General features: G+C 70.9%; 15 protein-coding genes and 1 pseudogene. 6 read left to right on the forward strand and 10 right to left on the reverse strand.

Annotated elements, in window-relative coordinates:
- Positions 1-185: 185 nt before the first annotated feature.
- From JS521_RS05125 to JS521_RS05140, 4 genes are all read left to right on the forward strand, one after another.
- Complete coding sequence (locus JS521_RS05125; RefSeq protein WP_205081521.1) at positions 186-1136, forward strand: cytochrome c oxidase assembly protein; 951 nt, start codon at positions 186-188, stop codon at positions 1134-1136.
- 66 nt (positions 1137-1202) lie between these two features.
- Entirely contained in the window at positions 1203-1361 is a 159-nt protein-coding gene (locus tag JS521_RS05130) for a hypothetical protein (RefSeq protein WP_205081522.1), read from the forward strand.
- 196 nt (positions 1362-1557) lie between these two features.
- Positions 1558-2274: a lysophospholipid acyltransferase family protein gene (locus JS521_RS05135; RefSeq protein ID WP_205081523.1), complete on the forward strand. Its 717-nt coding sequence runs from the start codon at positions 1558-1560 to the stop codon at positions 2272-2274.
- Between the two features lie 65 nt (positions 2275-2339).
- The gene (locus tag JS521_RS05140) at positions 2340-3392 is read left to right on the forward strand and encodes an NAD-dependent epimerase/dehydratase family protein (protein WP_205081524.1); all 1053 of its coding nucleotides are present in this window, start codon (positions 2340-2342) and stop codon (positions 3390-3392) included.
- A gap of 33 nt (positions 3393-3425) precedes the next feature.
- Here the strand turns inward: JS521_RS05140 and JS521_RS05145 are convergent, their stop codons facing one another.
- Complete coding sequence (locus JS521_RS05145) at positions 3426-5009, reverse strand: alpha/beta hydrolase (RefSeq protein WP_307847778.1); 1584 nt, start codon at positions 5007-5009, stop codon at positions 3426-3428.
- Positions 5010-5291: 282 nt separating this feature from the next.
- Positions 5292-5876, reverse strand: coding sequence for a S1 RNA-binding domain-containing protein (locus JS521_RS05150; RefSeq protein ID WP_205081525.1), 585 nt, complete (start codon positions 5874-5876; stop codon positions 5292-5294).
- A 73-nt stretch (positions 5877-5949) separates the two neighbouring features.
- On the opposite strand from JS521_RS05150, the pseudogene JS521_RS37645 reads away from it, so the two are divergent.
- Positions 5950-6087 (forward strand): annotated as a pseudogene (locus JS521_RS37645) (IS5/IS1182 family transposase); the annotation flags it as partial.
- A gap of 15 nt (positions 6088-6102) precedes the next feature.
- On the opposite strand, the gene JS521_RS05160 reads toward JS521_RS37645, so the two are convergent.
- From JS521_RS05160 to JS521_RS05195, 8 genes are all read right to left on the reverse strand, one after another.
- The gene (locus tag JS521_RS05160) at positions 6103-6642 is read right to left on the reverse strand and encodes a hypothetical protein (protein WP_307847779.1); all 540 of its coding nucleotides are present in this window, start codon (positions 6640-6642) and stop codon (positions 6103-6105) included.
- A 211-nt stretch (positions 6643-6853) separates the two neighbouring features.
- The gene (locus tag JS521_RS05165; RefSeq protein ID WP_205081526.1) at positions 6854-7627 is read right to left on the reverse strand and encodes an urease accessory protein UreD; all 774 of its coding nucleotides are present in this window, start codon (positions 7625-7627) and stop codon (positions 6854-6856) included.
- Positions 7624-8301 carry an urease accessory protein UreG gene (gene ureG / locus JS521_RS05170; protein ID WP_205081527.1) on the reverse strand — a complete coding sequence of 226 codons (678 nt, stop codon included), beginning with the start codon at positions 8299-8301 and terminating at the stop codon, positions 7624-7626. Before ureG ends, JS521_RS05165 begins: the two co-directional genes overlap by 4 nt.
- 120 nt (positions 8302-8421) lie before the next feature.
- Complete coding sequence (locus JS521_RS05175; RefSeq protein WP_205081528.1) at positions 8422-9084, reverse strand: urease accessory protein UreF; 663 nt, start codon at positions 9082-9084, stop codon at positions 8422-8424.
- A 19-nt stretch (positions 9085-9103) separates the two neighbouring features.
- Complete coding sequence (locus tag JS521_RS05180; protein WP_205081529.1) at positions 9104-10825, reverse strand: urease subunit alpha; 1722 nt, start codon at positions 10823-10825, stop codon at positions 9104-9106.
- Complete coding sequence (locus JS521_RS05185) at positions 10818-11129, reverse strand: urease subunit beta (RefSeq protein ID WP_205081530.1); 312 nt, start codon at positions 11127-11129, stop codon at positions 10818-10820. Before JS521_RS05185 ends, JS521_RS05180 begins: the two co-directional genes overlap by 8 nt.
- 13 nt (positions 11130-11142) lie before the next feature.
- Positions 11143-11445, reverse strand: a complete 303-nt coding sequence (locus JS521_RS05190; RefSeq protein WP_205081531.1) for an urease subunit gamma — start codon at positions 11443-11445, stop codon at positions 11143-11145.
- Positions 11446-11582: 137 nt separating this feature from the next.
- A complete protein-coding gene (locus JS521_RS05195) occupies positions 11583-12203 on the reverse strand; it encodes a TetR/AcrR family transcriptional regulator (RefSeq protein WP_205081532.1) in 621 nt (206 codons plus the stop codon).
- 125 nt (positions 12204-12328) lie between these two features.
- On the opposite strand from JS521_RS05195, the gene JS521_RS05200 reads away from it, so the two are divergent.
- On the forward strand, positions 12329-13318 hold the full coding sequence (locus JS521_RS05200; protein WP_205081533.1) for an ABC transporter permease: 990 nt from the start codon (positions 12329-12331) through the stop codon (positions 13316-13318).
- Positions 13319-13396: the final 78 nt, after the last annotated feature.

The following is a 13396-nucleotide window of genomic DNA, read 5'->3' on the forward strand; positions in this document are numbered from 1 at the left end:
GCCCCGCCCCCCGGCGGCCCGCGCGCCGGCCCCCCCCCCCCCCCCCACCCCCCCCCCCCCCCCCCCCCCCCCCCCCCCCCCCCCCCCCCCCCCCCCCCCCCCCCCCCCCCCCCCCCGGGGGCAGTTCTACTCTGGACCGGACAACCGGCACGAAACGGGGACGTGTCCCCATCGGGAGTGAACAGATGGATCACAGCGGGCACGGCATGAACATGGATCTGCCGCCGTTCACGCTGGGGCGGGGGCTGGAGCTCTCCGTCGAACCGTTCTTCCTGACCGGCTGCGTCCTGGCGCTCGCCCTGTACGGGTACGGCGTGGTGCGGCTGCGTCGGCGCGGGGACAGCTGGCCGGTGAACCGGATCGTGTTCTTCACCGTGGGTGTGCTGAGCATCGCGCTGGTGATGTGCACCAAGCTCAACGACTACGGCATGGTCATGTTCAGCGTGCACATGGTGCAGCACATGGTGATCAGCATGCTGTCGCCGATCCTGCTGCTGCTGGGCGCCCCGGTGACGCTGGCGCTGCGTGCGCTGCCCCCGGCCGGCCGGGGGCGGACCGGGCCGCGCGAGCTGCTGCTGAAGCTGCTGCACAGCCGGTACATGAAGATCATCTCGCACCCGGTGTTCACCATCCCGCTGTTCATCGCGAGCCTGTACGCGCTCTACTTCACGCCGCTCTTCGACTTCCTGATGAGCTCCAAGCCGGGCCACATCGGGATGATGGTGCACTTCCTCGCCGTCGGCCTGGTTTTTTTCTGGCCGATCATGGGCGTGGACCCGGGTCCGCACCGGCCCGGCTATCTGATGCGGATGCTGGAGCTGTTCGCCGGGATGCCGTTCCACGCGTTCTTCGGGATCGCGCTCATGATGGCGTCGACGCCGATGGTGGAGACGTACCAGAACCCGCCCGCCTCGCTCGGCATCGACGCCCTCAGCGACCAGAACTGGGCGGGCGGCATCGCGTGGGCGTTCAGCGAGATTCCCTCCGTGCTGGTGCTGATCGCGCTGGTCTACCAGTGGTACCACTCCGAGCAGCGCGTCGCCCGGCGCACGGACCGGGCCGCGGACCGCGACGGCGACAAGGAGCTGGCGGCCTACAACGCCTATCTCGCGTCTTTGCAGGCGCGCGGACAGTAGCGCGGAGGGCGCATACGGGGTGACCATGGGGACAACGGCCGCGCGGCCGACGAGGAGCGTGCGCGCATGTCCGGATCGACGAAGACCATGGGATACATGACCGTCGGAGCGCTGGTCGCGGTGACCGCGTACACGGTGGCGCTGGGAAGCAGTGGCTGGCTCTGGTTCGGCTGGATCGTGCTGGGACTGTGCACCCTCGGCATGCTGGCCACCCAGGACACCTGAGCGTCACGGCGGGTGACCACGCCTGTCGGGCCCGGAGGCGGGTACGAGCCGGGAGACCGGTTCGCTACGGTCGCACGGTGGTGCCGGGGCCCCACCCGGTGGGGCTCCGGCATGATCATGCCCTGGTGGTACGCAGTCCTGCCCCTGGCAGTACACAGTCCTGAGTCGGCCCGGCAGAGCGAGGTGCACCCGCAAGGTGTTTTATTACGTCCTGAAGTATGTCGTTCTGGGGCCCGTGCTGCGGCTGCTGTTCCGGCCCCGGATCGAGGGCCTGGAGAACATCCCGGAAGACGGCGCGGCGATCGTCGCGGGCAACCATCTCTCCTTCTCCGACCATTTCCTGATGCCGGCCATCATCAAGCGCCGCATCACGTTCCTGGCGAAGGCCGAATACTTCACGGGCCCGGGGATCAAGGGCCGGCTCACGGCCGCCTTCTTCCGCAGCGCGGGCCAGATCCCGGTGGACCGGTCGGGCAAGGACGCCGGTCAGGCGGCGATCCGCGAGGGGCTGGGTGTCCTGAGCAAGGGCGAGCTGCTGGGGATCTATCCGGAGGGCACCCGCTCGCACGACGGCCGGCTCTACAAGGGCAAGGTCGGGGTGGCGGTCATGGCGATCACCGCGGGGGTGCCGGTGATCCCGTGCGCCATGCTCGGCACGTTCGAGATCCAGCCGCCCGGCCAGAAAATCCCAAAGATCAAGCAGGTCGCGATCCGGTTCGGTGAGCCGCTGGACTTCTCGCGCTACGCGGGTATGGAGGACCAGAAGGCCGCGATCCGTGCGGTGACGGACGAGATCATGTACGCGATCCTCGAACTCTCCGGTCAGGAGTACGTCGACGAGTACGCGGCCAAGGTGAAGGCCGCGGAGCAGGCTGCCGCGCCGTCGAGGAAGTTCCCGAAGCTGCGACGCTGAGCGCGAATTCCCCACCGGCAGAGCGCCCTCGTCCGGGAGGCACCGCTCCCCCTAGCGTCGGTCACATGAGCAACGGACACGCATGGGTACTGGGAGCGACGGGCCAGATCGGGCGGGCCGCGGTCCGCGCGCTGACCGCCGACGGCTGGGAGGTCACCGCGGCCTCGCGCGGCGGGGTCCGGGACGAGAGGTGGGACGCCGGGGTCCGGGCGGTGGCGCTCGACCGGGACGAGGAGGGAGCGCTGGAGAAGGCGCTGGGCGACGGCTGCGACGTCCTGGTCGACATGGTGGCGTTCGACGGCGCGCACGCCCGGCAGTTGACCGGACTGGCCGGCCGGATCGGGTCCGCCGTCGTGATCTCCAGCGGAGCGGTGTACGAGGACGAGCGGGGCCGCAGCTTCGACACCCAGGCCGAACCGGACGGCTTCCCGCGCTACCCGGTGCCGCTGCCGGAGAGCCAGGCCACGGTGGCGCCCGGGGACGCCACGTACGGCACACGGAAGGTCCTGCTGGAGCGGGAGCTGCTGGCGGCGGGCGAGGCGCTGCCGGTGACCCTGCTGCGGGCGGGCGCGGTCCACGGCCCGTACTGCCGCGGACCTCGGGAGCTGTACTTCGTGAAGCGGCTGCTGGACGGGCGGCGGCGCCGGGTCCTCGTGTACGGCGGGGAGACCCGCTTCCACCCGCTCCATGTCTCCAACGCGGCAGAGCTGATCCGCCTGGCCGCGGGGAAGCCGGACTCGCGCGTGCTGAACGCGGCGGATCCCGAGGCGCCCACGGTCGCGGAGATCGCGTCGGCGATCGACGCGGTGCTGGGGCGGGAGACGGAGACGGTGCTGATCGACGGCCCGGCGCCCGAGGGACATGTGGGCGAGACCCCGTGGAGCGGCGCGCACCCGGTGGTCTACGACATGACGGCCGCCGGTGAGCAGCTCGGCTACCGGCCCGTGACGGGGTACGTGGAGTCGCTGCCGGAGACGGTCGAGTGGCTGGCCGGGGAGCTGGCGGGGCGCGACTGGCGGGAGGCGTTCCCGAAGATGCTCAGGAGTTACGGCGAGAGCCTCTTCGACTACGCGGCGGAGGACGCCTGGCTGGCGGCGTTCGACCGGGGCCACCGCTGAGAGCGGGCCCCGGCCGTACGCCTCAGGGGCGTCCTACGGCTTCGGCGTGGCGTGCGGGGTGCACGTCACGTCGCGCCGGTCGGTCTTCCCGGTGAGCAGGTAGGTGTCCACCCGCTCGTTGATGCAAGGGTTGACCAGTCCGGTGACACCGTGGGATCCGGCACCCTTCTCGGTGATGAGCCGGGAGCCCTTGAACCGCTTGTGCAGTTCGACCGCGCCCGCGTACGGGGTGGCGGCGTCGCGGGTGGACTGCACGATGAGGACCGGCGGCAGGCCCTTGCGGGTCTTCACGTCCAGCGGGGTCTGCTGCTTGGCGGGCCAGGTGGCGCACGGCAGGTTCATCCAGGCGTTGGCCCACGTCATGAACGGGTACTTTTCGTGCAGCCGCGTGTTGTCCCGGTCCCAGGTGCGCCAGTCGGTGGGCCACTGGGCGTCGGCGCACTCGACTGCGCTGTAGACCGCGTTGCCGTTCTCGGACGCGGCGTTGCCCGCGAGGTCGCTCATGTCGGGGGCGGCGGCGTCGATCAGCGCCTGGGTGTCACCGGCCCGGTAGGCGCTCCAGGTCTTGGCGGTGGGGGCCCAGGCGGAGTCGTAGTACGGCGCGCCCTGGAAGAAGGAGATCAGCTCGGCAGGTCCGACCACGCCGCCGATGGGCTCCTTCTTGGCGGCGGCCCGCAGCTCCAGCCAGGCCTTCTCGACCTTCTGCGGGGTGTCGCCGATGCCGTAGACGGAATCGTGCCGCGCGACCCACGCCTTCCAGTCGTCCCAGCGGGTCTGGAAGGCGATGTCCTGGTTGAGGTTCGCCCGGTACCAGATGTTCTTCCGTGACGGGTCGACGACGCTGTCGACGACCATGCGCCGGACGTGCGTCGGGAAGAGCGTGCCGTAGACGGCGCCCAGGTAGGTGCCGTAGGAGACGCCGATGAAGTTGAGCTTCTTCTCCCCGAGGGCGGCCCGGATGACGTCCAGGTCGCGTGCCGAGTTGGGCGTCGTCATGTGCGGCAGCATCGCGCCGCTGCGCTCGCCGCACCCTTCGGCGTACTCGCGGGCCAGCTTGCGCTGGGCGCGCTTGTCGGCCTCGCTGTCGGGGACCGGGTCGGCCTTGGGTGCCTTGACGAACTCCTGCGGGTCGACACAGGAGATGGGCGCCGAGTGGCCGACACCGCGCGGGTCGAAGCCGACGAAGTCGTACGCCTTCGCGGTCTTCGTCCAGAGCGGGTTCTTGGCGGTGACCCTGGTCGGGAAGCGCATCCCCGAACCGCCGGGCCCGCCCGGGTTGTAGAGGAGCGCGCCCTGCCGCTCGCGCTTGGTGCCGGTGCTGACGTGCCGGTCGACGGCGAGCTTGATCTTCTTGCCGTTCGGCTTCGCGTAGTCGAGCGGCACGGTGACCCAGCCGCACTGGATGGGGGCGGTCAGACCCCAGTCCTCCGGGCAGTCCTTCCAGTCGACCCCGGTCTTCGCGGCCTGCTGCGCGGCGACGGCGACCCCGCGTGCCTCTGCGTCACCTCGGCCGTGGTGCCGGCCGTCCGCGCTCGCCGCGGGTGCGGCCATGGCCCCCGCTATGAGCGTGCCCGCGACGAGAGCCCCGGCCGAGCCGAGCACTGTCGTACGTCTCACGTGAATCCCCCTTCATCCGATCCGCCGCCGAGGGGGCGGCATGGTCATCGGTACGTCGCGGGGATCCTTTCGTCTGCGGGGCACCTGGGACCAGGGCGTACACCTGTTTCTTTACCGAACCCATAACCGGTGAAGGAAGTTCGCTGAGCGGACTACCGCCCTGAGCTCTACTCGGGGCACGCCCCTCCCCTGGCCATGGCTGCTTGAAGACCCCTGCCACAGATCGAGTTCGCCGCGTCGGGAGCTGGGTCCGCATTTCGGCCGACCGGGGCACACCGGACGTCACGCGACCGGCACGACACCCTCGCCCCGGGCGACCTTCAGCCTGGAGAGGCGAACCCGGCGGGTCGGCAGGTCGATTTCCGTGACGACGACGGTGAGTTTCTCGCCGGCCTCGAAGTCTTCCACCGGACTCACCGCAGGCCGACCGGGGGCTTCTCCGAGGGGGACCAACCCGGCGATCCCGTCTCCGAGGTCGACGACGACGCCGAAAGGAAGCACCTTCTCCACCGTCCCACGGAGTTCCTGGCCCACCGGCGTGCGGTCGGCGAAAGCCAGCAGGGGGTCGGGCTCCAGTGCCCTCAAGGAGAGTCTGGCCTCCAGGTTGTAGGTGTCGAACTGGAGGAACTCGCACGAGACCCTCTGGCCTACGTGAACGACATCGGTGGGAGCGTCGATGTGCCCCCAGGACAGTTCGGGGATGACGATGAACCCGACACCGGGGAAGAGCGGATGGGCAGGTCCGTCGTCCAGGGCCACGAAGACCCCGAACCGCTCGATCGCCGCAACGCTGCCAGACAAGATCTCGCCGCGGTGCAAGGTCTCCAAAAACGCCCAGAGTTCCGGGCTCTCAGACTGCCAATCCATACCGGCACCCTGGCACACGACATCGTAGGCCGACCATGGGCCCGACAGACTGAAGCCCCGCCAGGGCCCCGACAAAAGGAGAAACGAAGTCGAGCGAACGATGAACGCGCTCAAGAACTCCCACGCCATAGCCGCGAGGTATGACAAGAGGGCCTACATCTTCCACGGCACCCTCACCCTCGCCGCCATCCGGCTCTGGCTTCGCCCGTGAACCGCCGGACAGGTTCTAGGCTTCCTGTTGGCCGTAGCGTGTCCTGTACCACGCCACTTGCCCGGCAGTCATCGATGACGAGATGCTATTCACGTCACCGACATGTCTGTTGTCTCCTCGCTGACACCGCCCCCGTTCACCCCAGAACTCGCGGATCCGGAAGGCCATGACGGACACCTGGGACGCGGGCTGCCAGTGCAGGGTGTAGTCCGGAGCATTGGCGTCCGGGACGTCCTCCAGGCATACGTCGCGGTTCGACAGCAGCCGCTGAAGTTTGTCGAAGCGGAGGTGGCGGTCGAATCGGCCGTACCGGTCACGGATTGCCTTGTTGACGACACCGCGGTCCCCGTGCACGAGGCGATGCACCTGCACGGTGAAGTGGTGGCCCACCCACGGGTGGTCGGACGACTCCCGCTCCCAGAAGAACTCGACCAATCCGTAGTCGTGCCACATGGAGTTGGCGTAAACGCTGGCCTCGGTGAAGTCGTCGCCCAAGATCGCGGCGACCTGGGCGGGGCTGTCCGTCGGTTTGGCACCGAGCACCGTTCCAGACATGACCACGTCCACGTAGAACGCAAGGGAATGCGGCGTCAGTTGCTCTCTCCCTGACTGGGTCCAGGCGACCGGGAGCGGCCGTCTGATGCATAGGCTGGGCAGACCTGCACGGGGAAGATCCGCCGGACAGGCCCTAGTGAACAGTCGATCCTTCGGGCTGAAGGTCGAAGTCGATGGTAATCGTCAGGTGCTTCGGAGCAGGCTCTGACCCTCACGCCTTCAGCCCGTCCAGCAGTTCGCGCATCGCGTCGTCCAGGATCCCACGCAGCAGGCGGGCGTCGGCGGCCACGGCGGTCACCAGCACGGCGGGGCCGGCCAGTGGGGTGAGGGCCGCGGTGGGGCCGAGGAGCCGGGCGGGGAGGGGGGCGTCCTCGAAGGACGGGTCGGCGAGGAGGAGTTGGCCGACTGCCCGGTGGCCGGCGAGGACCGCGGGGCCGTCCCATCCGGCGGGGGCGTCGGGGCCGTAGGTCAGTTGCTGGTCCAGGAGGGGACGGCCCGCGCGGTGGACGGTGAGGCGGGTGGTGAGGGCACCGGTGGGTTCGCCGTGGCGGCCGAGGATCTGTTCCTCGCGCAGCAGGAGGCGTGCGGTCGCGGCGAGTTGGACCCGGGTGGTCTGGTGCAGGCGGCTGCCGTGGGCGGAGACCAGTTGTTCGGGGAGCCAGTGCAGGGCCGCCCCCTCCCCCACGGTCAGGTTCACCGTGTACGTGGACGGGTCGGCGTCCGGCCGTGGGCCCGGGAGGGCAACAGTGGCCGCCGCCGCGTCGACAGTGAGGCGTGCGCCGGCGGCGACCTCGGCCTCGATGGCGAGGCGGTCGCCGTTCAGCGGGGCGCTCATCGCGCCGACCACGGTGACCCGGGCGTACGGGGGCCGGGGGGAACGGGTGCGGCGCAGGGCGAGCGGGCCCGCGCTCTCCAGGACGGGCAGGGCGGTGCTGCCCCGCCCGTCGGGCTCGGCGCGGAGCCGGGCCCGTGCGTGGACGCTCACGCGGTCCAGGAGGCGAGCTGTGCGCGCACCCAGTCGGCGACCGGTCCGACGCCCTCGGCCGAGGTCAGGGAGGTGAAGGCGACGGGGAGTTCGCCGCGCTGCTTCTTGGCGTCCAGGGCCATCCGCTCCAGGTCGGAGCCGACGTAGGGGGCGAGGTCGGTCTTGTTGATGACGAGGAGGTCGGCGGTGGTGACGCCCGGGCCGCCCTTGCGCGGGATGTCGTCGCCGCCCGCGACGTCGATGACGAAGATCTGCGCGTCGACCAGGCCCTTGGAGAAGGTGGCGGTGAGGTTGTCGCCGCCGGACTCGACGAGGATCAGGTCGAGCGGGCCGACCGCGTCCTCCAGGTCCTCGACCGCTTCGAGGTTGGCGGAGATGTCGTCGCGGATCGCGGTGTGCGGGCAGGCGCCGGTCTCGACGGCCTGGATCCGCTCGGGCGGCAGGACGGCGTTGTTCAGGAGGAAGTCGGCGTCCTCACGGGTGTAGATGTCGTTGGTGACGACGGCGATGGAGAGCCGGTCGCGCAGTTCCCGGCAGAGGGCGGCGACGGTCGCCGTCTTGCCGGAGCCGACGGGGCCGCCGAGGCCGATGCGCAGGGCGCGCCGGGTGCCGTCGAGGCGGGTGGCGTCGGCACTGACGGCGGCGGGGCCGTCGTGGGTGTGGCCGAGGTGCATAGGGGCTCCCTGTGACGTAGTTGAGCGGGTGGCAACGGGGCTGTGGTGGTCGAGCGAGTGGCTACCGGGGCTGTGGTGGCCGACGGGTGGCTAGGGGGCTTTTGGTGGCCGAGCGAGTGGTCACGAGGCGAAGAGGCGGACCGGCCAGGCGGCGTGGGCCTCGGCCGTGATGTCGAGGAGCGGGGCCGAGGCGGCGGGCAGGGCGTCGATCTGCTGCCGGGCGGCCTCGGCGGCCTGTTCGGCGACCCGGTCCAGCTCGGGGGCGAGCCGGGCGAGTACGGCGGTGGCGTGGAAGGGGTCGAGGGAGAGGAGCCGGACGACGGCCGTGGCGGGGCCGCTGACGGTCTCGTACGCCACACAGTGCGCGGCGTCCTCGGGGCCGAGGCCCGCCGATCGCGCGGTGAGTCCGAGGACGACGGGCTGGTGGGCGCCGCGTGGCCGGGCCCGGGCGAGCGCGTCCAGGTCGGGGCCGGGCCAGGTGGCGCGGGCGGCCCGCATCATCTGGCGGCCCAGTTTGCGGGCGGTGGCCCGCAGGGCGGGTGAGGGCGTCCGGGCGTCGGCGGCCTCGTCGAGGGCGAGCGGGTCCAGGCCGTGGGGGGCCGCCGCGACGAGGGCGGCGGCGGTGAAACCCGCGGTGTGCAGGCGGCCCCGGCAGAAGGCTGCGAGGGAGTCGGCATCCCGGATCCGCCCTTCGGCGACGGCCGGTTCGGCGCCACCGGAGTGGGCGTGGCCGCCGGCGGGGAACCGGCCGTCGGCGAGGACGAGGAGAGCTGCGCGTGACATGGCTGTGGTCCGCCGGCTCTCAGAAGAGGAAGTAGCGCTGGGCCATGGGCAGTTCCGCCGCAGGGGCCGGTTCGACCGGGTCGCCGTCGATGGTGACGGCGAAGCTGTCGGGGTCGACCTCCACACGGGGCACGGCGTCGTTCTCCCGCATGTCCGCCTTGGTGACCCCCCGGGTGCTGGTGATCGGCGTGAACCGCTTCTCCAGGGCGAGCCGCTCGGGCAGCCCGTCCTCGATCGCGGCGGCGGAGACGAAGTTGAACGAGCCGCGCGCGGCCGCCCTGCCGAGCGCGCCGAACATCGGGCGGGGCATCACCGGCTGGGGCGTCGGGATGGAGGCGTTGGCGTCGCCCATCTGCGCGTACGCGATCTGGCCGCCCTTGATGACGGTCTGCGGCTTCACGCCGAAGAACGCCGGATCCCAGAGCACCAGGTCGGCGAGCTTGCCGGTCTCCACGGAGCCGATCTCGCTGCCCATGCCTTGGGCCACCGCCGGGTTGATGGTGTATTTGGCGACATAGCGACGAACCCGGTGGTTGTCGGCCCGGCCGTCCCCGGGCAGGGCTCCGCGCCGCTTCTTCATCACATGGGCGGTCTGCCAGGTCCGCAGGATCACCTCGCCGATCCGTCCCATGGCCTGGGAGTCCGAGGAGATGATCGAGATGGCGCCGAGGTCATGGAGGATGTCCTCGGCCGCGATGGTGGAGGGCCGGATCCGGGACTCGGCGAACGCCAGGTCCTCGGGGACTGCGGGGTTGAGGTGGTGGCAGACCATCAGCATGTCGAGGTGTTCCTCGATGGTGTTGACGGTGTGCGGCCGGGTCGGGTTGGTCGAGCTGGGCAGGACGTACGGCTCGGAGACCACGCTGATGATGTCGGGCGCGTGCCCGCCGCCCGCCCCCTCGGTGTGGTAAGCGTGAATCGTGCGGCCGGCGATGGCGGCGAGGGTGTCGGCGACGAACCCGGCCTCGTTGAGGGTGTCCGTGTGGATGGCGAGCTGCGCGCCGGTCTGCTCGCAGACGGTGAGGCAGGCGTCGATGACGGCGGGGGTCGCGCCCCAGTCCTCGTGGATCTTGAATCCCAGGGCTCCGCCGCGCAGTTGGCTGTGCATGGCGTCCTGCGACATCGTGTTGCCCTTGCCGAGCAGCCCGATGTTGACGGGGAAGGTCTCCAGCGCCTCGAACATCCGGGCCAGGTGCCAGGGGCCCGGGGTGATGGTGGTGGCCTTGGTCCCTTCGGCCGGGCCCGTGCCGCCGCCGACGAGGGTGGTGATGCCGCTGGAGAGCGCCTGGTCGATCAGGGTGGGCGAGATGAAGTGGACATGGGCGTCGACGGCCCCGGCCGTGAGCAGCTTCCCGTTGCCCGCGATGACCTCGGTCTCCGGGCCGATCACCAGGTCGGGGTGGACGCCGTCCATGGTGTCCGGGTTGCCGGCCTTGCCGATGCCGGTGATCCGGCCGTCCCGGATGCCGATGTCAGCCTTGACGATGCCCCAGTGGTCGATGACGACAGCCCCGGTGATGACGGTGTCGGGCGCACCCTCGGCGCGCGTGGTGCGGGCCTGGCCCATCGATTCCCGGATCACCTTGCCGCCGCCGAACACCGCCTCGTCGCCCGCGTGTCCGGGGCCGCCGGAGCGGTCCTCCTCGATCTCCACGAGCAGATCGGTGTCGGCGAGGCGGATCCGGTCGCCGGTCGTGGGCCCGAACAGGTCGGCGTACACGGCTCGTTCGAGTTCAGGCATCGAGGGGACCTCCGGTTTCGCCGCGCAGGCCGGGGACGACGCGGCGGCCGGCGAGGGGGACGAGTTCGACGTCGGCGGGGATGCCGGGTTCGAAGCGGACCGCCGTGCCGGCCGCGATGTTCAGCCGCAGACCGTGGGCGGCGGCGCGGTCGAAGCGCAGTCCGGGATTGGCCTCGGCGAAGTGGTAGTGGGAGCCCACCTGGACGGGGCGGTCGGCGGCGTTGAGGACGGTGAGGCGGGTGACCGCCCGCCCCTCGTTGAGGGGGATGCTCCCGTCCCCGTACAGGATCTCTCCGGGAATCATCGGCGCTCCCCCGTCAGACGATCGGGTCGTGGACGGTGACGAGCTTGGTGCCGTCGGGGAAGGTGGCTTCGACCTGGACGTCGTGGAGCATCTCGGGGATGCCGTCCATGACGTCGTCCCGGGTGAGCACCTTCCGCCCCGACGCCATGAGTTCGGCGACGGTGCGGCCGTCCCGGGCGCCTTCGAGGAGATGAGCGGTGATCAGGGCGACGGCCTCGGGGTGATTGAGCTTCAGCCCGCGTGCACGGCGCTTCTCCGCCACGTCGGCGGCCACATGGATGAGCAGACGCTCCTGCTCGTGCGGGGTCAGTTGCACGCTTCCACCTCATCGTCTTCCGCCCGGCTCCGGCTCCGGACGCAGCGGGACCTTATCCCCGTTCAACAACTCGTTGAACGGGAACGGCACTCTCGCGACCAGGCATTGCACGTTAGAGCGGAAGTTTTTCCATTGCGTTAACTGATCTTTTGCGGGGTGATGGACATCAGACCGCGCAACCCGTCCTCCAGCACCTCGGTGCGTACGTCCCCGAAGAGCGCTTCCTGCACGATGAAGCCCTGCGCCGTCGCGATCATCGTTCGCGCCACATGGTCGCCGGGCACGTCACTGCTCAGGATCCCGGCGGAGCGGTAGGCGTCGACGAGATTCCCCCAGGCGACGCGCATGATGGCGTACCCCTCGCCGAGAAGTGCGGCGAGCCGCTCGTCGCGCAGCGTCTCGGACCAGAGCTGGACCACGAGCGCGGCGAACACACGGCGCTCCAGCCCGTGCACCTGACCCGAGAGCACCCCGCCGAGCACCCGGCTGAGCAGCGCGTCCGGGGTGGGCGGCGGCGTCATGCGGGCGGCCTCCTCGAACGCGCCGCGAATGACGGCGAAGGTCTCCTCGGTGATGGCCGCGATGATGTCCTCCTTGCCGGCGAAGTAGCGGTAGACCGCTCCGGCGGACAGCCCCACCTCCTTGAGGACGTCCTGCATGGACGTGGCATGGAATCCGTTGCGGGCGAAGCAGCGCGCCGCACCGTCGAGGATCTGACGGCGCCGGGCGTCGAGGTGTTCCTGGGATACGCGAGCCATGGCATCAACCTAAAACGAACATTCCTTCTTGACAATCGGACGAGGCGTGCCGACAGTGGGAGCATCGTAAAACGAACGATCCTTCTCTTTGGATTTCCTGCCCGTCGCACGAATCGAGGCCTCCCATGTCCACCGCACCCAACCGCCGCGCGGTGGCGGTGATCCTGCTGGTCCCCCTGATGGTGACCCTCGCCCTCTGGGCCTTCGCCTGGCCCGCCGCCCGGATCGCCCCGCGCGACCTGCCTGTCGGGGTGGCGGGCGCCGCGCCGGCCGCCCAGCAGCTGGAGCAGCGGTTCGAGCAGCGCGGCGGCGCCTTCGAGGTGCACCGCTACGACGACGAGGCCGCCGCCCGCACCGCGATCGAGGACCGGGTCGTATACGGAGCCGTCGTCGCCACCCCGCAGGGGCCGCACCTGCTCACCGCGTCGGCGGCGAGCCCCGTCGTCTCGCAGCTGCTGCGCGAGGCGGTGACCGCGTCCGTCCCGAAGGGCACTCCGGTCGAGGTCACCGATGTGGTGGCCGCGCCGCCCGGCGACCCCCGCGGCAGCGCGCTCGGGGCGAGCGTCCTGCCGCTGGCCCTGGCGGGCATGGCGGCCGGAGCCGTCGTCACCCTGACGGGTCTGCGCGGCGCGCGCGGCGCGTTGACCCTGCTCGCGGCGGCCGCACTGGTGGGGCTCGCCGCCACGGCCGTGACGCACAGCTGGCTCGGTGTGATCGCGGGCGACTGGTGGACGGAGGCGGGCGCGCTCGCGCTCACCGTGCTGGCCATCGGTTCGGCGGTGGCGGGGCTCGGCGCCCTGTTCGGGTCGCGCGGCATCGGGCTCGGCGCCCTGCTGATGGTCCTGCTGGGCAACTCCTTCTCCGGCGTCACCAGCGCACCGCAGCTGCTGCCCGAGCCCGTCGGGGCGATCGGCCAGTGGCTCCCGCCGGGCGCGGGCGGCTCGCTGCTCCGCTCGGTCGCCTTCTTCGACGGGAGCGCGGCGGGCGGAGCCGTATGGACGCTGTCGCTGTGGTCCGCGCTCGGACTGGCGGCCGTGCTGCTCGCACGGAGGGCACCGAAGCCCGCCGAGCCGACGCCCCCCCCCCCCGACCGGGAGCCGTCCCTGACCGGCTGAGCAAAGGATCCGGACACGCAAAGCCGGGTGCCCCTACTCACGGAGGGGCACCCGGCTTTGCGCTGTCGCGGTAAGGCC

The organism is Streptomyces durocortorensis (assembly GCF_016901035.1).
Classification (GTDB): domain Bacteria; phylum Actinomycetota; class Actinomycetes; order Streptomycetales; family Streptomycetaceae; genus Streptomyces; species Streptomyces durocortorensis.

What these genes read in the sequence shown, in the direction of transcription:
- JS521_RS05125 (WP_205081521.1), top strand. Translation starts at nt 186, where the DNA reads ATGGATCACAGCGGGCACGGCATGAACATGGATCTGCCGCCGTTCACG.
- JS521_RS05130 (WP_205081522.1), top strand. Translation starts at nt 1,203, where the DNA reads ATGTCCGGATCGACGAAGACCATGGGATACATGACCGTCGGAGCGCTG.
- JS521_RS05140 (WP_205081524.1), top strand. Translation starts at nt 2,340, where the DNA reads ATGAGCAACGGACACGCATGGGTACTGGGAGCGACGGGCCAGATCGGG.
- JS521_RS05150 (WP_205081525.1), bottom strand. Translation starts at nt 5,876, where the DNA reads ATGGATTGGCAGTCTGAGAGCCCGGAACTCTGGGCGTTTTTGGAGACC.
- JS521_RS05160 (WP_307847779.1), bottom strand. Translation starts at nt 6,642, where the DNA reads ATGTCTGGAACGGTGCTCGGTGCCAAACCGACGGACAGCCCCGCCCAG.
- ureG (WP_205081527.1), bottom strand. Translation starts at nt 8,301, where the DNA reads ATGCACCTCGGCCACACCCACGACGGCCCCGCCGCCGTCAGTGCCGAC.
- JS521_RS05175 (WP_205081528.1), bottom strand. Translation starts at nt 9,084, where the DNA reads ATGTCACGCGCAGCTCTCCTCGTCCTCGCCGACGGCCGGTTCCCCGCC.
- JS521_RS05180 (WP_205081529.1), bottom strand. Translation starts at nt 10,825, where the DNA reads ATGCCTGAACTCGAACGAGCCGTGTACGCCGACCTGTTCGGGCCCACG.
- JS521_RS05185 (WP_205081530.1), bottom strand. Translation starts at nt 11,129, where the DNA reads ATGATTCCCGGAGAGATCCTGTACGGGGACGGGAGCATCCCCCTCAAC.
- JS521_RS05195 (WP_205081532.1), bottom strand. Translation starts at nt 12,203, where the DNA reads ATGGCTCGCGTATCCCAGGAACACCTCGACGCCCGGCGCCGTCAGATC.
- JS521_RS05200 (WP_205081533.1), top strand. Translation starts at nt 12,329, where the DNA reads ATGTCCACCGCACCCAACCGCCGCGCGGTGGCGGTGATCCTGCTGGTC.